The 17,595-nt window shown below is 72.8% G+C and carries 17 protein-coding genes; 3 read left to right on the top strand and 14 right to left on the bottom strand.

The features are described from left to right. Window positions 1–86: 86 nt before the first annotated feature. The 6 genes from ACFEMC_RS07550 to ACFEMC_RS07525 form a co-directional block, all read right to left on the bottom strand. The gene (locus ACFEMC_RS07550; RefSeq protein WP_367636015.1) at window positions 87–488 is read right to left on the bottom strand and encodes a cytochrome c oxidase subunit 4; all 402 of its coding nucleotides are present in this window, start codon (window positions 486–488) and stop codon (window positions 87–89) included. A 3-nt stretch (window positions 489–491) separates the two neighbouring features. Then, the gene (gene ctaD, locus ACFEMC_RS07545; RefSeq protein WP_380175076.1) at window positions 492–2,258 is read right to left on the bottom strand and encodes a cytochrome c oxidase subunit I; all 1,767 of its coding nucleotides are present in this window, start codon (window positions 2,256–2,258) and stop codon (window positions 492–494) included. After that, the gene (coxB, locus tag ACFEMC_RS07540) at window positions 2,258–3,196 is read right to left on the bottom strand and encodes a cytochrome c oxidase subunit II (protein WP_380175074.1); all 939 of its coding nucleotides are present in this window, start codon (window positions 3,194–3,196) and stop codon (window positions 2,258–2,260) included. The genes ctaD and coxB overlap by 1 nt, the downstream gene beginning before the upstream one ends. Before the next feature lie 91 nt (window positions 3,197–3,287). Beyond that, window positions 3,288–4,121: a leucyl/phenylalanyl-tRNA--protein transferase gene (gene aat, locus ACFEMC_RS07535; protein ID WP_380175072.1), complete on the bottom strand. Its 834-nt coding sequence runs from the start codon at window positions 4,119–4,121 to the stop codon at window positions 3,288–3,290. After that, window positions 4,105–4,473 carry a HesB/IscA family protein gene (locus tag ACFEMC_RS07530; protein WP_380175070.1) on the bottom strand — a complete coding sequence of 123 codons (369 nt, stop codon included), beginning with the start codon at window positions 4,471–4,473 and terminating at the stop codon, window positions 4,105–4,107. The genes aat and ACFEMC_RS07530 overlap by 17 nt, the downstream gene beginning before the upstream one ends. Window positions 4,474–4,567: 94 nt before the next feature. After that, complete coding sequence (locus tag ACFEMC_RS07525) at window positions 4,568–6,046, bottom strand: dipeptidase (RefSeq protein WP_380175068.1); 1,479 nt, start codon at window positions 6,044–6,046, stop codon at window positions 4,568–4,570. 67 nt (window positions 6,047–6,113) lie between these two features. On the opposite strand from ACFEMC_RS07525, the gene ACFEMC_RS07520 reads away from it, so the two are divergent. Genes ACFEMC_RS07520 through ACFEMC_RS07510 form a run of 3 tightly spaced genes read left to right on the top strand, consistent with a single transcriptional unit; the run spans window position 6,114 to window position 8,683 of the window. Then, window positions 6,114–6,704, top strand: a complete 591-nt coding sequence (locus tag ACFEMC_RS07520) for a DUF3043 domain-containing protein (RefSeq protein WP_367636010.1) — start codon at window positions 6,114–6,116, stop codon at window positions 6,702–6,704. Window positions 6,705–6,714: 10 nt separating this feature from the next. Then, window positions 6,715–7,626, top strand: coding sequence for a heme A synthase (locus tag ACFEMC_RS07515; RefSeq protein ID WP_380175066.1), 912 nt, complete (start codon window positions 6,715–6,717; stop codon window positions 7,624–7,626). Between the two features lie 46 nt (window positions 7,627–7,672). Next, a complete protein-coding gene (locus ACFEMC_RS07510) occupies window positions 7,673–8,683 on the top strand; it encodes an aldo/keto reductase family protein (protein WP_380175064.1) in 1,011 nt (336 codons plus the stop codon). A gap of 92 nt (window positions 8,684–8,775) precedes the next feature. On the opposite strand, the gene ACFEMC_RS07505 is transcribed toward ACFEMC_RS07510, so the two are convergent. The 8 genes from ACFEMC_RS07505 to ACFEMC_RS07470 all read right to left on the bottom strand — a co-directional run bounded on the left by ACFEMC_RS07505 (window position 8,776) and on the right by ACFEMC_RS07470 (window position 17,532). Continuing rightward, window positions 8,776–8,985 (bottom strand): hypothetical protein, encoded by a 210-nt coding sequence (locus tag ACFEMC_RS07505; protein ID WP_367636007.1) that lies wholly within the window; start codon window positions 8,983–8,985, stop codon window positions 8,776–8,778. A 9-nt stretch (window positions 8,986–8,994) separates the two neighbouring features. Continuing rightward, window positions 8,995–10,563, bottom strand: a complete 1,569-nt coding sequence (locus ACFEMC_RS07500; RefSeq protein WP_380175061.1) for an MFS transporter — start codon at window positions 10,561–10,563, stop codon at window positions 8,995–8,997. A gap of 73 nt (window positions 10,564–10,636) precedes the next feature. Further along, entirely contained in the window at window positions 10,637–11,725 is a 1,089-nt protein-coding gene (locus tag ACFEMC_RS07495) for a quinone-dependent dihydroorotate dehydrogenase (protein ID WP_380175059.1), read from the bottom strand. Between the two features lie 19 nt (window positions 11,726–11,744). Then, window positions 11,745–13,049, bottom strand: coding sequence for an MFS transporter (locus tag ACFEMC_RS07490; protein WP_380175057.1), 1,305 nt, complete (start codon window positions 13,047–13,049; stop codon window positions 11,745–11,747). A gap of 159 nt (window positions 13,050–13,208) precedes the next feature. Further along, window positions 13,209–14,243 carry a Gfo/Idh/MocA family oxidoreductase gene (locus ACFEMC_RS07485; protein ID WP_380175055.1) on the bottom strand — a complete coding sequence of 345 codons (1,035 nt, stop codon included), beginning with the start codon at window positions 14,241–14,243 and terminating at the stop codon, window positions 13,209–13,211. Window positions 14,244–14,279: 36 nt separating this feature from the next. Beyond that, window positions 14,280–14,648, bottom strand: a complete 369-nt coding sequence (locus ACFEMC_RS07480; RefSeq protein ID WP_380175053.1) for a DUF779 domain-containing protein — start codon at window positions 14,646–14,648, stop codon at window positions 14,280–14,282. Between the two features lies 1 nt (window position 14,649). After that, window positions 14,650–16,173: an aldehyde dehydrogenase family protein gene (locus ACFEMC_RS07475; RefSeq protein ID WP_380175051.1), complete on the bottom strand. Its 1,524-nt coding sequence runs from the start codon at window positions 16,171–16,173 to the stop codon at window positions 14,650–14,652. A gap of 96 nt (window positions 16,174–16,269) precedes the next feature. After that, the gene (locus ACFEMC_RS07470) at window positions 16,270–17,532 is read right to left on the bottom strand and encodes a GAF domain-containing protein (RefSeq protein ID WP_380175050.1); all 1,263 of its coding nucleotides are present in this window, start codon (window positions 17,530–17,532) and stop codon (window positions 16,270–16,272) included. Between the last annotated feature and the right edge of the window lie 63 nt (window positions 17,533–17,595).

Genomic DNA, 17,595 nt, shown 5'->3' with positions numbered 1-17,595 from the left:
ACCGGTGTCACAGATCGGTGACACGGCCCCGGAACGCACGAGGGCCCCGCACCGGAAACGGTGCGGGGCCCTCGTGCTGAGGAGTCTCAGTGGGCGTGCTCGCCCTTGTAGTACTCGAACACCCAGCCGACGATCATCGGCACGGTGATGACGACGCCGATGAGCCAGAGCCACCAGCCCACGGCCACACCGAAGAACGTCACGGCGCCACCGGCGGCCAGGTACAGCGGCCACCAGGAGTGCGGGGAGAAGAAGCCCTGCTCCCCCGCGCCCTCGGAGATGTCTGCCCGGGGGTTGTCCTCGGGACGCTCGTCGATGCGGCGGGCGGTGATGGTCAGGTACGTCCCCACGAGGAGCGCCAGGCCACCGGTGAGCAGGAGGGCGATGAAGCCCACCCACTCCTCCCAGCGGGTCAGCATCCCGTAGACGAAGGCGACGGGGATGAAGAACAGGATCCCGCCGGAGAACAGCCAGGTTTCAGGCTTCATCGGTCACTGCCCTCCGTGGACGTCTTCGCGGCCGCGACGGTCCGAGCCGCCGTACACCGCATCGAGAAGGTTGCCGCCACCGTCGTGGTTGTCGTGCGCCGCGACCTCGGGGTGGTGCAGGTCGAAGGCGGGACGCTCGGAGCGGATGCGCGGCAGCGACGTGAAGTTGTGCCGCGGCGGGGGGCACGACGTGGCCCACTCCAGGGAGGCGCCGTAGCCCCACGGGTCGTCCACGGTGACCTTCTCGCCGTAGCGGGCGGTCCGGTAGACGTTCCAGAGGAAGGGCAGGAAGGACAGGCCCAGGACGAACGACCCGATCGTGGAGATCTGGTTCATCGTCTCGAAGCCCTCGCCCACGAGGTAGTCGGCGTAGCGGCGCGGCATGCCGGCCGCACCGAGCCAGTGCTGGATGAGGAACGTCGTGTGGAACCCGACGAACAGCAGCCAGAAGTGCAGCTTGCCCCAGCCCTCGTGCAGCATCTTCCCGGTGAGCTTGGGCCACCAGAAGTAGAAGCCGGCGAACATCGCGAACACGACCGTGCCGAAGACGACGTAGTGGAAGTGCGCGACGACGAAGTAGGAGTCGGACAGCTGGAAGTCCAGCGGCGGCGCGGACAGGATGACGCCCGTCAGACCACCGAAGAGGAACGTCACCAGGAAGCCGACCGACCACAGCATCGGCGTGTCGAAGGTCAGCGACCCGCGCCACATCGTCCCGAGCCAGTTGAAGAACTTCACGCCCGTCGGGACGGCGATGAGCATCGTCATGAAGGCGAAGAACGGCAGCAGGACCTTGCCGGTGACGTACATGTGGTGGGCCCACACGGTCACGGACAGACCGGCGATGGAGATCGTCGCGAAGACGAGCCCCTTGTAGCCGAAGACCGGCTTGCGGCTGAACACCGGGAAGATCTCCGTCACGATGCCGAAGAACGGCAACGCGATGATGTAGACCTCCGGGTGCCCGAAGAACCAGAACAGGTGCTGCCACAGGATCGGCCCGCCGTTGGCGGCCTCGAACACGTGGGCGCCCATGATGCGGTCCGCGGCCAGCGCGAGCAGCGCGGCGGCCAGCACCGGGAAGGCCATGAGGATCAGGACGCTCGTGATGAGCGTGTTCCAGGTGAAGATCGGCATCCGGAACATCGTCATGCCGGGCGCGCGCATGCAGATGATCGTGGTGATGAAGTTGACCGCACCGAGGATCGTGCCGAACCCGGAGAACGCCAGGCCCATGACCCAGAGGTTGCCGCCCAGCCCCGGGGAGTGGACGACGTCGCTCAGCGGCGCGTAGGCGAACCAGCCGAAGCTCGCCGCCCCGCCCGGGGTGAGGAAGCCGGCACCGGCGATGAGGCCACCGAACAGGAACAGCCAGAAGGCGAACATGTTCAGGCGCGGGAAGGCCACGTCCGGCGCGCCGATCTGCAGCGGCATGATCGCGTTCGCGAAGGCCGAGAAGAGCGGGGTGGCGAACAGCAGCAGCATCACCGTGCCGTGCATGGTGAAGGCCTGGTTGTACTCGTTCTTGGTGGCGAACACCTGCATGCCGGGCTCGAAGAGCTCGGCGCGGATGAGGAGCGCCATGATCCCGCCGAGCAGGAACCAGATGAACGAGACGATGAAGTACAGGTTGCCGATGACCTTGTGGTCGGTGCTGGACAACCAGTTGGCGATGACGCGACCGCGCGAGCGCGGGACGACCGCGCCGAGCGGCTGGCGCGAGGTGACGCGCGCCGCCACGCCGGGCAGGTCGAAGCTCTCAGCAGCCATCAGTTCTCCTCCTCGTTCGAGTGGACCGAGTCGGCCTGGACGCCGGCGAGCTCCTCGGCCCCGGCGAGGGTCGTCGGCAGGGACCCGGTCTGGCCGGCTGCCGCGAGGTCGTCGAGGTGCTGCTGGTACTCCTCCGCCGAGACGACCTTGACGTTGAAGAGCATCTCGGAGTGGTACTCACCGCACAGCTCGGCGCACTTGCCCTTGAAGTCGCCCTCCTTGGTGGGGGTGACCTGGAACTTGTTCGGGCTGCCCGGGATCATGTCCATCTTCATGAGGAAGGCGGGGATCCAGAACGAGTGGATGACGTCGCGCGAGTACAGGTCGAACTGGACCGTCTCGTTGACCGGCAGGTACAGCGTCGGCAGCTCGGGCTCCACCCCGGAGCGCCCGGACAGGTCGGCCTGGCGGCCGGTGTCGTAGACGCCCGGCTGGGCCGAGGCGCCGTTGCCCTCGAGGTAGTTGAAGTCCCACGACCACTTCTTGCCGACGACCTGGACGGTGACGTCCGGCGTCTTGGAGGTGTCGAGGATCGCCTGCTGGTCGCGCGCCACGTAGTAGAAGAGGACGCCGACCATCATGACCGGGACGATCGTGTAGAGGATCTCGATCGGCATGTTGTAGCGGACCTGCGCGGGCAGCTCCGGGTCGTTCTTGCGGCGGCGGTAGGCCACGACGCACCAGATCGTCAGACCCCAGACCAGGACGCCGACCACGAGGGCGGCGATCCAGGACCCGTCCCAGAGCTGGGAGATCCGCGGGGTCATGTCGGTGGCGCCGATGCTGGCGTCCGGCAGGAAGAAATTGCTCGCCGACGCTTCCGGCCAGTCCCCCGCGCACCCGGTCAGCAGCAACGCCGCCGCGCCGGTGAGGGCGCCGGCGGCCAGCGCCTTGGGGGGACGGCGACGACGCGTCGCGCCCGAGTCTCGCGTACCCAACGTCGGCCTCTCCACGTGCGAGCAGTGAACGGGGACGTTTCGTGCTCCTGACGCGTTGGTCCTGAGCAGAGTGGCCCCTCGGGAGGAGAGACTACCCCCCGTCGTAGTCGTTCGGCCGATCGGGGCGCGCCGGGCCGGGCGGACGCAGGGGCCGGGGCACAGGTCGGGCCAAGGCGGTGCCCAGCGCGTCGAGGTAGGCGCCCCGCGACACCTCCTGGACGCCGAGCGTGGCGAGGTGGTCCGTGCGCCACTGCACGTCGACGAGACGGCCGGTGACGCCGTCGGACGTCATGACCTCCGCCAGCGCCACCACGGCCGCCTTGGAGGCGTCGGTGACGCGGTGGAACTTCGACTCGGCCGCGAACAGGCCGCCGAGGCTGATGCCGTAGAGACCGCCCACGAGCCGCCCGTCGCGCCAGACCTCGACGGAGTGCGCCCACCCCAGGCGGTGCAGGCGGCCGTAGGCGCGGGCGACCTCCTCGGTGATCCAGGCGCCCTGCCGGGACGGGTCCGCGCAGCCTTCGACGACGTCGTCGAAGGCCGTGTCGAGGCGGACCTCGAAGGTGCGCAGGGACCGTCGCAGCGAGCGCGAGACGTGCACGCGCTCGGGGACGAGGACGCCGCGCGGGTCCGGGGACCACCAGCCCAGCGGCCCTCGCCCGCCACCGCCCAGGCCCATGGGGAACAGGCCGGTCCGGTAGGCCTCCAGCACGGTGGCCGGCTGCAGGTCGCCGCCGGCCGCCACGAGGTCCTCGCCCTCCTCGACGGCGATGTCGCCGAAGGCGAACCGGGACCGGCCGACGTCGAAGCGCTCTCGGCCGACCGGCTCGCGCGGCGGGGCGAGCGCCCAGACGCGAGCGGCCCCCGTCCCCGGGGAGGGGGCGGGGGCCGGTCGGCCGGAGGCTCGGTCAGCTGAAGGAGTCACCGCAGGCGCAGCTGCTCCCGGCGTTCGGGTTGTCGATCGTGAAGCCCTGCTTCTCGATGGTGTCGGCGAAGTCGATCGTCGCGCCGTCGAGGTACGGGCCGCTCATCTTGTCCACGACGACCCCGACGCCGTCGAAGTCGCGCACGGCGTCCCCGTCGAGGGTGCGCTCGTCGAAGTAGAGCTGGTAGATGAGGCCGGAGCAGCCGCCGGGCTGGACGGCGATGCGCAGCCGCAGGTCGTCGCGACCCTCCTGCTCGAGCAGGGTGCGCACCTTGGTCGCGGCCACGTCGGTCAGCAGGACTCCGTGGGTCGCCGGTTCGACGGTCGCGGTCGTGTCGCTGGTGGTGGTCATGAGCATCGTCTCCGGTAGCGCTCGCGGCGGGCTGTCGTCGGGGTCAACCGCCGGGGCGGTCGCCGTGTTCCCCGGCGAGTCGGACCACAGCAGGTTACGCCCGCTCGGCGGCGGTCCCCCGCGCGGCGAGGCCGTCCAGCAGCAGGACCTCCCCCAGGCAGACCTTGGTGAAGTCCTCCAGGTGCAGCGACTCGTCGGCGCCGTGGGCGCGGGAGTCCGGGTCCTCGACGCCCGTCACGAGGATGGCGGCCTGCGGGTAGACCGCGGAGAGGTCCGCGATGAAGGGGATGGACCCGCCCATGCCCATCTCGACGGCCGGGACGCCGAAGGCCGCCGCGAACGCCTCGCGGGCGACGGCGTGGGCCGGGGCCGAGGTGTCGGCCGAGAAGGCCTGGCCCAGCTCACCGTCGTCGACCCGCACGCGCGCGCCGAAGGGCGCGTTGGCCAGCAGGTGCCGGCGCAGCGCGGTCATGGCGGCAGCGGGGTCCTGGCCGGGGGCGATGCGCATGCTGATCTTCGCGCGGGCCGACGGGACGAGCGTGTTGCTCGCGCGGTCCACGGGCGTGGCGTCCAGGCCGATGACCGAGATGGCGGGCTTGGTCCACAGCCGGTCGGCGACGGTGCCCGTCCCGGCCAGCCGGACCTCGGGCAGCACGCCCGCGTCGGCGCGGAAGGTGGCCTCGTCGAGGTCGACCACGGGCGCCAGGGAGCTGTGCAGCCCGTCGACCGCGACGTCGCCGTCGGCGTCGTGCAGCGTCGCGAGCAGCCGGGCCAGGCAGGTCAGCGCGTCGAGCACGGGCCCGCCGTTGACCCCGGAGTGCACCGCGTGCGAGAGGACGTCGACGGTCACGTCGCAGTCGACGAGGCCGCGCAGCGTCGTCGTGACGGCCGGCACGCCGACCCGCCAGTTGCCGGAGTCGGCCACGACGATGACGTCGGCGGCGAGGGCGTCGCGGTGCTCGGCGAGGAAGGCCGCGAACGTCGGGGAGCCGATCTCCTCCTCCCCCTCGACGAAGACGGTGACCCCGACCCCGTCGTCCGGGCCCCACGTCGGCAGCAGGGTCCGCAGCGCGTGCACGTGCGCCATCACCCCGGCCTTGTCGTCGGCGGCGCCGCGACCGAACAGCCGTCCGTCGCGCTCGGTGGGCTCGAAGGGCGGGCTGGACCAGTCCTCGTCGCGACCGGGCGGCTGGACGTCGTGGTGGGCGTAGAGCAGGACCGTCGGCGCACCGGCCGGGGCGGGACGGTGGGCGATCACGGCGGGGTGGGACTCGAGGTCGGCGCCGTCGGGACCGGCGCCCGCGGCGCGCGCCGTCACCACGTCGACCTGCGGCACGCCGGCCCCGCGCAGCAGCTCGGCGACGGCCTCGGCGCTGGCGTGGACGTGGGCGGCGTCGAAGGCGCGGGCCGAGACGCTCGGGACGCGCACGAGGGCCTCGAGGTCGGCCCGGGTCGCGGCGTCCTGGGCGGCCGAGGCGTCGCGCAGCGTCGCGAGCCGTCCGTCCGCCCCCTCGTCCGCGTGCCCGGTGCCGGGACGGGCGCTGTCGTCGGTCGAGACCGTGGCATCACTCACACCGGGGACGCTACACAGCGGCGCCGCAGCGCCGTTCCGGCCTCCCCCCGTGACGTACCCTTCACGTGTGTTCGGACGCTCGAAGGACAAGTCGGCCCCCACGGTGGAGGCGCCCGCCGTCGAGCTGACGAAGGTGGGTGGCAAGGGGCGCCCGACGCCCAAGCGCAGCGAGGCGCAGGCCCGCAACCAGCGCCCGCTCGTCCCGGCCGACCGCAAGGAGGCGCAGAAGGCGAACCGCGCGGCGCAACGCGAGGAGCGCGCCAAGATGCAGGCCGCCCTGCTCACCGGCGACGAGCGCTACCTGCCGATCCGCGACCGCGGCCCGCAGAAGCGGTTCGTCCGCGACGTCGTCGACGCCCGCCGCAACGTGGGCGAGTACTTCCTCATCATCGCCGGCATCTCGCTGGTCCTGTCGATGGTCGCCACCCCGCTGGGGTCGACCACGCTCGTGCTCGGCACCACGCTGCTGATCTACGCGATGCTCGCGATCGTGGTGATCGACAGCATCCTGCTGGGCCGCAAGGTGAAGCGCGCCGTGGCGGCGAAGTTCGACGCGCCCGAGCGCGGGCTCGTCGGCTACGGGGTCACCCGCGCCCTGCAGATCCGCCGCATGCGCCGCCCGGTCCCGATGGTGGCCCGCGGCGCCCACCCCGCCTGAGTCCCGCGCCGTGAGCCCCGCACCCACGACCCACTCCCGCGCGGTCCGCTGGACCACGACGATCGCCGTCGCCGTCGCGGTCCTCATCATCGTCACGGGCGGCATCGTCCGGGTCACCGGTTCCGGGCTGGGCTGCCCGACGTGGCCGCGCTGCACCGACGACTCGTTCACGTCCGCCACCGCCGCGACGGGCCTGCACGGCGCGATCGAGTTCGGCAACCGCATGCTGACGACGGTCATCTGCATCGCCGTGGGTGCCGTCATCATCGCCTGCCTCTTGCAGCGGCCGCGCCACCGCGCGCTGCTGTTCTCGGCCTGGGGCCAGTTCGTCGGTGTCCTGCTCAACGCGGTCGTCGGTGGCATCACCGTCCTCACCGGTCTGAACCCCTACGTCGTGGCCCTGCACTTCCTCGCCGCGATCGCCCTGCTCGTCTCCACCACCGTCAGCTACGACATCGCCCACCGGGCGCTCGTCCCGGCACCGGCCGGGAGCACCCGCCGCCTCGCGCGCTGGCTGGTCGCCGTGACCGGGGTCGTGGTCGTGGTCGGCACCGTCGTGACGGGCGCCGGTCCGCACCCCGGCGACAGCACCGAGGTGCACCGCATCCCGGTGCACTGGGCGACGATCACCGTCGTGCACGGGGTCTTCGCCGTCGCCGCCCTCGTCCTGTCCGCGGTCGTCGTGGTCGTGGCCAAGCGCGCCGGCGACGACCTGGTCCGCCGCCGCGCGACCGTCCTGCTCGTGCTGTTCGTGGCCCAGGCCGCGCTCGGCACGTACCAGAGCCTCGACGGTCTGCCCGGGCTGGCCGTCGTGCTGCACCTCGGCGGAGCGGCCCTCACCGCGGCCGGTGCGACGCGCGTCCTGCTCGCCGCTCGGTCGACGACCGTGGACCGCCGCGCCCCGGAGGCCCTCGCCGTCTGAACCCCGACCCTCGACCCGCGTGGGGCGTCGGGTTAGGTTCACGACCATGGAGTTCCGACACCTCGGTCGCAGTGGTCTGAAAGTCTCCGAGATCACCTACGGCAACTGGCTCACCCACGGTTCGCAGGTCGAGAACGAGGCGGCCGTCGCGTGCGTGCACGCCGCCCTCGACGCCGGCATCTCGACGTTCGACACCGCCGACGTCTACGCCAACACGGCCGCCGAGACCGTCCTCGGCACGGCGTTGAAGGGTCAGCGCCGCGAGAGCCTCGAGATCCTCACGAAGGTCTACTTCCCGACCGGCCCCAAGGGGCACAACGACTCCGGCCTGTCCCGCAAGCACGTCCTGGAGTCGATCGACGGATCGCTGCGCCGCCTCGGCACCGACCACGTCGACGTCTACCAGGCGCACCGCTGGGACGTCGCCACGCCCGTCGAGGAGACGATGCAGGCCTTCGCCGACGTCGTCCGCGCGGGCAAGGCGCTCTACATCGGCGTCAGCGAGTGGACCGCCGACCAGCTGCGGCAGGGGCACGAGCTGGCCGACGAGCTGGGGTTCCAGCTCATCTCCAACCAGCCCCAGTACTCCGCCCTGTACCGCGTCATCGAACCCGAGGTCGTGCCGACCTCGCGGGACCTCGGCATCTCGCAGATCGTCTTCTCCCCCGTCGCCCAGGGCGTCCTGACCGGGAAGTACACCCCGGGCGGAGCTCCGCCGGAGGGCAGCCGCGCCACGGACGAGAAGGGCGGCAAGCAGATGATCAGCCGCTGGATGCGCGACGACGTGCTGTCGCGGGTCCAGGAGCTGAAGTCCGTCGCGCGCGAGCTCGAGCTGTCGATGGCCCAGCTCGCCGTCGCGTGGGTGCTGCAGAACGACAACGTCGCGTCCGCGATCATCGGCGCGTCCCGCCCCGAGCAGGTGCAGGAGAACGTCAAGGCGTCCGGGGTGAAGATCCCGGCCGAACTGCTGCAGCGCATCGACTCCGTCCTCGGCGACGTCGTCGAGCGCGACCCGGCCCGCACGGCGGCGACCTCCCCCACCGAACGCCCCTCCTGAGCCGCCCGCGGTCGTCTCGTTGACGCGAAGCGCCGCTAGATTCGGCGCTTCGCGTCAACGACCCCGGGAGGGGCCCTCGGGAAGCGGGAAGGTCAGTCGGCGGGGCGCAGCGACAGAGGCCCGTACACCTTCGCGCCGTCCGCCCACAGGTGGGCGTTCTCGACGCCCTGCTCGCGCAGCCCGCGCCACGCCTCGCCGATCCACACCTCGGCGTCGGACTGCGTCGGGAAGACGGCGCCCTCCCCCTCGACCGCCCGGCCCTCGGCGTCCTCGTAGGTCCACGTCCACTGCGTCGGTCTCACGGGACGACGCTACCCGGCGCGGTGCTTGGCCACCGAGGCGTCGTGCGAGCCGTGGTGGTGGTGGCCGGGGGTGCGGCCCTGCCGTCGCAGCAGGTCGACCACCGCGAACACGAGGGCGAGCAGGACGAGCCCGAGCGAGACGCGCAGTCCGTGCGACAGGGCCTGCCCGAAGACGTCCTGCACCTGCGGCGGCGTCCCCTGCCCCGAGCCGGCGGCCCGGGCCTGGCCCCCGAGACCGGCGCTGGCGACGGTGGAGAAGAAGATCGCCGTCGTGGCGGCGACGCCGACGGCCGAGCCGACGCGCTGCCCCGTCTGCAGCACCCCACCGGCGACGCCGGCCACCCGCGGGGGGACGTCGGCGAGGGCGAGCGTCTGGTTCGGGGAGATGACGAGACCGGAACCGGCTCCCGCGACGGCGAGGCAGGCCGACAGCGCGACCGCGCCGGAGGTCCCCTGCACCGAGGCGGCGACGAGGTCGGCGGCGAGGAGCCCGACGGCGACGACGACGAGCCCGATCACGACGATCGTCCGACCGCGGGCGTTGACCTGCCGACCACCGACCTGGGCGAAGATCCCCGACATGACCGCGAAGGGCGTCTGCACCAGCCCGGCCTGCCAGGGCGCCAGGCCGAGGCCGGACTGCAGGTACAGCGTCACGACGAGGAAGATCCCCGTGAACCCGGCGAAGTAGGCGATCCCGACGAGGGCGCCGGTGCTGTAGGACCGGGTCTTCACGAGGTCGGCGTCGACGACGGGTTCGCGTCCGTGCTTGCCCTCCCACCGCTCCCAGGCGACGAACGCCGCCAGCAGCGCGGCGGCCGGCAGGAGGAACCACCAGCGGGCGGGCGAGTCCCCCTGCCCGGTGGTCAGGACGAACGGCAGCATGCCCAGGACGGTGGCGGCGGCGAGCAGCAGGAGCCCGGGCACGTCGAGGTGCAGCTTGCCGGGTGCGCGGTTCGGGTCCCTGCCGGGCAGCCACTTCCACGCCAGCGGGATGAGGACGAGCCCGATCGGGACGTTGACGAGGAACACCCCCCGCCAGCCCTCCTGCTCGCCGAAGACGGCGAGGATGCCGCCTCCCAGCAGCGGGCCGACGGCCGTGGACAACCCGATCGTCGTGCCGAAGGCGCCGAACGCGCGGCCCCGCTCGGCGCCGGTGAACAACTGCTGGATGAGGGCGAGGACCTGCGGGTTGACCAGGCCGGCGCTGATGCCCTGCGCCAGACGGACGACGGCCAGCGCGGTCGCCGACTGGACGAGCCCGGCGGCCGCGCTCGTCAGGACGAACCCGCCGAGGCCGACGACGAACATCAGCCGGCGCGAGTACAGGTCGCCGATGCGACCGGCGGGGACGAGGACGAGTCCGAAGGCGAGGGCGTACCCCGCGACGATCCACTGGACCTGCGAGGACCCCGCCCCGAGGGAGGACTCGATGGAGGGCAGGGCGACGTTGACGATGGAGACGTCGAGGAGGGTCATGAACCCCACGACGAGGCAGACCGCGAGGGCCCGCCAGCGGTTGGGGTCGGGTGCGTCCTGCGCCTGGTCAGGGGTGGGGCGCCGGGCCGTGTCGGTCACGGGTCTCCTCGGTCGGTTTCGCTCGGGCAACCGTCGAAGCGTCACCCGCGCGGACCGACCCCACAACTCGGGACTAGCGGTCGCTCTCCCGGCGCGTCCGGCTCGCCGCGAGCTCGTCCAGGACCCGCCGCGCCCAGCCCGGACCCTCGTAGATGAACGCGGTGTAGGCCTGCACGAGGGACGCCCCGGCGTCGAGGCGTTCCGCGACGTCGGCCGCCGTCTCGATGCCGCCGACCCCGACGAGGACGAGCGAACCGTGGGTGCGCGCGGCGAGCCGGCGCAGCACCTCCAGCGACCGCGCCTTGAGCGGGGCACCGGACAGTCCCCCGCCGCCGGCGGCCTCGACCACGTCCGCGGGGGTGCGCAGCCCCTCGCGCCCGATGGTCGTGTTCGTCGCGACGATCCCGTCCAGGCCGAGTTCGAGGGCGAGGTCGGCCACGGCGTCGACGTCGTCGTCGGACAGGTCCGGGGCGATCTTCACCAGGAGCGGGACGTGCCGGTGGGCGGCGCCGTCGGCGGCCTCGCGCACCGCGGACAGGACCGGCCGCAGCTTCTCGACGGCCTGCAGGTTCCGCAGCCCGGGGGTGTTCGGGGAGGAGACGTTGACGACGAGGTAGTCGGCGTAGGGGGCCAGCAGCCGCGCGGAGGTCGCGTAGTCCGCGGCCGCGTCGTCCTCGTCGACGACCTTGCTCTTGCCGATGTTCACGCCGACGACGACGGGGTGCGCGGGCGGGACGGCGCGGTACTGCCGCAACCGCTTCGCGACGACCTCGGCGCCGTCGTTGTTGAACCCCATCCGGTTGACGACGGCGCGGTCGGCCACGAGCCGGTGCAGCCGGGGCTTGGGGTTCCCCGGCTGCGGCAGCGCCGTGACGGTGCCGACCTCGACGCAGGAGAACCCGAAGTGCCCCAGCGAGCCCAGGCCCGTCGCGTTCTTGTCGAAGCCGGCCGCCAGTCCGAGCGGGGTCGGGAAGTCGAGCCCGAGGACCCGCACCCGCAACCGGTCGTCGTCGGTGGTGAAGCTGCGGCGCAGGACGTCCGGGGCCACCGGGACGCGGCCGGCGAGCCGCATCCCGGCGAACGCCCAGCGGTGCGCGACCTCGGCGTCGATGCGGGTCAGGACGTGCCGGTAGAGGGTCTTGTACGCACGTCCGCCGGCCACGCCTGCACCCTAACGGGGGTCAGTCCAGCGAGGCGGTACGGGTCTCGCGCAGCAGGGCCAGTGAGACGAGGCTCACGACGGCCGTCCCGGCGAGGTAGTAGCCGACCCAGCCGACGCCGAGCGCGGAGGCGAGCTGGACCGCGGTGTAGGGCGCGAGCGAGGCCCCGAGGATCGACCCGGAGTTGAAGGCCAGCGAGGCGCCCGTGTACCGGACGTTCGTCGGGAACAGCTCGGGCAGGTAGGCCCCGATGGGCCCGAACACGAGCCCCATGAAGAACAGCCCGGCGCACAGCCAGACCATGACGAGGGACGTCTGCCCGGACCCGAGCAACGGCCCCGTCAGCAGACCGACGACCGCGCCGCCGACCATCGCGGTCGCGAGCACCGGCCGGCGCCCGAAGCGGTCCGAGAGCCAGCCCGACAGCGGCGTCGCGGCGGCCATGAAGAGGACGGCGACGCAGAGCATGAGCAGGAACTGCTGGCGCGAGTAGCCCAGGGTCTTCGTGCCGTAGCTCAGCGACCACGTCGTCGTCAGGTAGAAGAGCGTGTACGTGAGCATGACCGAGAACGCGCCGAGCACGACGACCTTGCCGCTGCGGCGGAACGTCTCGGCGACGGGGACGCGCACCGCGCGCTCCTCGGCGAGGGCCTTGGCGAAGACCGGCGTCTCGGCCAGGCTCAGCCGGATCCACAGACCGAGGACGACGAGCAGGGCGCTCAGCAGGAACGGCACGCGCCAGCCCCAGGACAGGAACGTCGCGTCGTCCATCTGCGTCGCCAGCAGGATGAAGAGGGTGTTGGCCAGGACGAACCCGAACGGCGCCCCGAGCTGGGGGAACATGCCGTAGAGGGCCCGGCGGTGCGGCGGGGCGTTCTCCGTCGCCAGCAGCGCAGCACCGCCCCACTCCCCGCCGAGGCCGAAACCCTGCCCGAAGCGCAGCACGCACAGCAGCGCCGGGGCGAGGTTGCCCGCGGAGGCGTGCGTGGGCAGCACCCCGATGAGGACGGTCGAGATCCCCATGACGAGCAGTGCCGCGACGAGGGTCGTCTTGCGGCCCACGCGGTCCCCGAAGTGGCCGAAGAACACCGACCCGACGGGGCGGGCGACGAAGGCGATGGCGAACGTGGCCAGCGAGGCGAGCGTCGCCGCGGTGTCGTTGTCGGAGGGGAAGAACAGCGCCGGGAACACCAGCACGGCCGCGGTCGCGTAGACGTAGAAGTCGTAGAACTCGATCGTCGTGCCGATGAGGCTGGCGGCGGCGACCTTGCCGACGGGGTTGGTGGGCGGTGCGACGGGTGCGGTCGTGCGGGTCTGGCCTGACATGGCGGGAACCTTCGGGGCAACGGGACGGGAGGGAGCCCCCAGGGGTCCTCCTGGCCGGGCGGTCGACACCCGCTGCGCACCGGGGTCGCCGTCGCCGCTCCGGGTGTCCCCGCAGACTACGCGCGGGCTGTGAGGTGTCCAAGTCCCGGAATGCGCGTCTCAGTCCGTGAGACGGACGACCTCACCGGTCCTCGCGGCCTCGCGGGCCGCGTCCACGACCCTGCAGGTGCGCACGGCGTCCGACGCCTCCACGGGAACGGGCCCCTCACCGCGCACGGCCGCCGCGAAGGCCGTGTAGAAGTCGGGCCAACGGCCCTGCTCGCTCGGCACCCGTCGCACCGGACCGCCGCCCACGGCCAGCGCACCCCAGCGGCTCGGGGGTTCGCTCCCCCACACCGCCCCGTCGGCCCGCGGCGTCCGGCCGGCGACCAGGAGCTCCTCCTGGACGTCCATCGGCGAGTCCACGACGAAGGTCCCCGCGGTGCCCGTGAGGCGGAACCGCGGCCCCGGCACGGGCTGCTTCCACGACCCCGACAGCTCGCTGCGCACGCCGTCGCGGTGCGTCAGCTGCAGCCGGAACTCCAGCTCCGCGCCGTCCCCGCCGCGGGCCTGGGCGCCGACGGCGGCGACCGGGCCGAACAGGTGCAGCGCCTGGTCGACGAGGTGGGCGCCGAAGTCGCGCAGCAGCCCGCCGCCGGCGGCGGGCGGGTCGGTCGGCTCCCACCGCTCGAAGGCGGACTCGAAGCGCACCACGTCCCCGAGCTCGCCTTCGGCCAGCACCCGGCGCAGCGTCAGCAGGTCGGAGTCCCAGCGGCGGTTCTGGTACGGCGAGAGCAGCCGGCCGGCGGTCCGGGCGCGCTCGACGGACGCCTGCGCGGCGGCCGCGTCGAGCGCGAACGGCTTGTCGCACACGACGTGCGCGCCGAGGTCGAGCGCCTCGTCCGTGAGGGCCGTGTGCGTCGCCGCGGGGGTCGAGACGACGACGACCTCGGCACCGGCCGCGACGGCCGCCGCCGTCGAGCCGACGACCTCCACGCCGGGGTGCTCGGCGCGCGCCCGCGCCGCCCGGTCGGGGTTCGTGGTGACGACGAACCCGAGCCGGGTGCCCACCGCCCCCTCGACGACGGGGGCGTGGAAGAACCGGCCCCCGCCGCCGTAGCCGACGAGCGCGAAGACGACGTCACGGGTGCTCATGCCGCCACCGTAGCGAGCGGCGTCCCCCGGCGGGCCTCAGACGCGGCAGACGTCGGACCGGACGAGGAACCGCACGCCGTCGGGGGCCTCCAAGGAGAACCCCGAACCCCGGCCGGGGACCAGGTCGATGGTCAGTTCCGTGTGCGACCACACCCGGTACTGCTCCTTCGACATCCACACCCCCACCGTGAACCCCTCGGTGCGTCCGTCCGCACCGTCGACCGGCGGGACCTCGACGTTCCCGAGGAACTCGTCCGCGTCCGACAGGATGAAGTCGCCGTCCGCGAAGCACATGGGGGAGCTGCCGTCGCAGCACCCCCCGGACTGGTGGAACATCAGGTCCCCGTGCCGGGCCCGGAGGCTGCGGAGCTCCGCCGCAGCCTCCGGGGTCAGTCCGACGGCCACCTCAGAAGAAGCCGAGCTTGGACGTCGAGTAGCTGACGAGGAGGTTCTTCGTCTGCTGGTAGTGGTCGAGCATCATGGCGTGGTTCTCGCGGCCGATGCCCGAGCTCTTGTACCCGCCGAACGCCGCGTGCGCGGGGTAGGCGTGGTAGTTGTTCGTCCACACCCGCCCGGCCTGGATGCCGCGGCCCATGCGGTAGGCCAGGTGGATGTCGCGCGACCACACGCCGGCCCCGAGGCCGTAGAGCGTGTCGTTGGCGATCTTCAGCGCGTCGTCGGGGTGGTCGAACCGGGTGACCGAGACGACGGGCCCGAAGATCTCCTCCTGGAAGATGCGCATCGAGTTGTCGCCCTCGAAGACGGTCGGGTTCACGTAGTACCCGCCGGACAGCTCCCCGCCGAGGTCGGCGCGCTCCCCGCCGGTGAGCAGGCGCGCGCCCTCCTTCTTGCCGATGTCGATGTAGGACAGGATCTTCTCGAGCTGGTCGTTGCTGGCCTGCGCGCCGATCATCGTCTCGGTGTCCAGCGGGTTCCCCTGCTTGACGGCCTTCGTCCGCTCGAGGGCGTCGGACAGGAACGAGTCGTAGATGCCGCTCTGGACCAGGGCCCGCGAGGGGCACGTGCACACCTCGCCCTGGTTGAGGGCGAACATCGTGAACCCCTCGAGGGCCTTGTCGTAGAAGTCGTCGCGCGCGGCGGCGACGTCGTCGAAGAACACGTTCGGGCTCTTGCCGCCGAGTTCCAGCGTGACCGGGATGAGGTTCTGGCTGGCGTACTGCATGATCAGCCGACCGGTGGTCGTCTCGCCCGTGAAGGCGATCTTGCGGATGCGCGGGTTGCTGGCCAGCGGTTTGCCGGCCTCGGCGCCGAACCCGTTGACGACGTTGACGACGCCCGGGGGCAGCAGGTCCCCGATGACGTCCATGAGCAGCATGATCGAGGCGGGCGTCTGCTCGGCGGGCTTGAGGACGACGGCGTTGCCGGCCGCGAGCGCCGGGGCCAGCTTCCAGATCGCCATCAGCAGCGGGAAGTTCCACGGGATGATCTGCCCGACGACGCCCAGGGGTTCGTGGAAGTGGTAGGCGACGGTGTCGTCGTCGATCTGGGAGATCCCGCCCTCCTGGGCGCGGACGACCCCGGCGAAGTAGCGCAGGTGGTCCACGACGAGGGGCAGGTCGGCGGCGAGGCACTCGCGGACGGGTTTGCCGTTGTCCCAGGACTCGGCGACGGCCAGCTTCTCGAGGTTCGCCTCGATGCGGTCGGCGATGCGGTTCAGCACGAGGGCGCGTTCGGCGACGGACGTGCGGCCCCAGGCGGGGGCCGCGGCGTGCGCGGCGTCCAGGGCGCGTTCGATGTCGGCGGCCGTGCCGCGGGCGATCTCGGTGAAGGTCTGGCCGTTGACCGGACTGGGGTTCTCGAAGTACTGGCCCCCGGCGGGGGCGACGCGTTCGCCGCCGATCCAGTGGTCGTAGCGGTCGGCGTACTCGACGACGGACCCGGCGCGTCCGGGTGCCTCGTAGACCGGCATGGGAGACCTCCACGGTGAGGGGACGGCGACTGCTCCGTCGCCGTGGCCCCACCCTGCGCCCGCGGGCGTTGCAACGCCGTTGCACCCCGGCCGGGGTCAGCCGCGCAGCCGCTCCCAGCGGGCGAGCGCCTCGGCGCGGCCGGGGTCGCCGGGGCCGAGCCGGGCGACGAGGTCGCGGGCGACGACGACGTCGCGGCGGCCGGCCTCGGTGCGGGAGAACTCCAGGAGGGCGCGGTCGTCGTCACCCTCCAGGACGGCCGAGCGCAGCTCCAGCAGCAGCTCCTCGCGCAGGTCGCGGACCCCCGGGGCGTCCGACCCCGGCAGCAGGTCCCCCGACCAGTCCGCGACGGCCTCGCGGACGCGTCCGGCCCGCAACGCGGTGCGCACGTCGAGGGCGTCGCAGCGCAGCTCCCCCACGAGCCGGTAGGGCGCCGGCGACAGGTCCAGACCCCCGTGCGTGCGGTCGCGCAGGACCGCCCGCAGGCGGTGGACCTCGGCGCGCACCGAGACGGGGGCGAGGTCGCGGTCGTCGAGCTCGGCGGCGAGCTGCGCGGCGGTCGGGGCCGACGCCGGGGCGAGGGCCAGGAGGAGCAGGACCTCGCTGTGCCGCAACGACAGCGGACGCGTCTGCCCATCGGCCGTGAGCGTCGGCGCGGGTCCGAGGACGCACAGGCGTGGCGCCGACGGCGCCGGGGCGGCCACCCCGGGCGCGAGCCGGCGCCGCAGGGCCACCACCCGCAGCTCGGCCTCCACCGCCCCGACGGCGGCCTGCACGAACTCCAGGGCCCGCTCGCGGCCGAGGTCCTCACCGCCGGTGAGGTCCAGGACGCCGAGGACCTCGCCGGTCAGCGGGTGCCGGACCGGGGCCGCCGAGCAGCTCCACCCCGCGACGGCCGTGGCGTAGTGCTCGCCCTGGCTCACCCGGACGGGCCGTCCCAGGGCCAGCGCCGTCCCGGGGGCGTTGGTGCCGGCGACGTCCTCGCTCCAGCGGGCGCCCTCGGTGAACGCCATCCGGTCGGCGGCGCGGCGCAGACCCGCGTCGCCCTCCACCCACAGCAGCGTCCCGTCGGCGTCGCTGACGGCCATGAGGACGGGAACGCCCAGGGGTTCGGCCAGCAGCAGGCGGCGGGCCGTCGGCAGCACGGCGGCCAGCGGGTGCGCCTCGCGGCGGGCGCGCAGGTCGGAAGCGTCGGCCACGACGGGCGGGGCCACGCGGTCGGGGTCCAGACCCGTGCGCCGGGCGCGCCACCAGGAGGAGGAGACGAGCTCACGGGCTCCGGGCAGCGGTGTGCCCACCGCGGCACCGGCGGTCTGGGCCAGCCAGTCCTCGCGCGCCCTGGTCGACTCCCCCGACGTCATCGTCCGACCATCCCCCGACCTCCCCCCGGGGCCGTCCTCGGGCCCGGGTGCGTTCACGGTAGG

This window comes from Kineococcus sp. DHX-1 (genome assembly GCF_042473625.1).
Lineage (GTDB): Bacteria > Actinomycetota > Actinomycetes > Actinomycetales > Kineococcaceae > Kineococcus.
Note: the sequence above shows the minus strand (reverse complement) of the source record. Positions and strands in the feature narration are given on the sequence as shown.

Coding starts and splice junctions, on each gene's coding strand:
- ACFEMC_RS07550 (WP_367636015.1), bottom strand. CDS start 488: ATGAAGCCTGAAACCTGGCTGTTCTCCGGCGGGATCCTGTTCTTCATC.
- ctaD (WP_380175076.1), bottom strand. CDS start 2,258: ATGGCTGCTGAGAGCTTCGACCTGCCCGGCGTGGCGGCGCGCGTCACC.
- ACFEMC_RS07530 (WP_380175070.1), bottom strand. CDS start 4,473: ATGACCACCACCAGCGACACGACCGCGACCGTCGAACCGGCGACCCAC.
- ACFEMC_RS07510 (WP_380175064.1), top strand. CDS start 7,673: ATGGAGTTCCGACACCTCGGTCGCAGTGGTCTGAAAGTCTCCGAGATC.
- ACFEMC_RS07490 (WP_380175057.1), bottom strand. CDS start 13,049: ATGTCAGGCCAGACCCGCACGACCGCACCCGTCGCACCGCCCACCAAC.
- ACFEMC_RS07485 (WP_380175055.1), bottom strand. CDS start 14,243: ATGAGCACCCGTGACGTCGTCTTCGCGCTCGTCGGCTACGGCGGCGGG.
- ACFEMC_RS07475 (WP_380175051.1), bottom strand. CDS start 16,173: ATGCCGGTCTACGAGGCACCCGGACGCGCCGGGTCCGTCGTCGAGTAC.
- ACFEMC_RS07470 (WP_380175050.1), bottom strand. CDS start 17,532: ATGACGTCGGGGGAGTCGACCAGGGCGCGCGAGGACTGGCTGGCCCAG.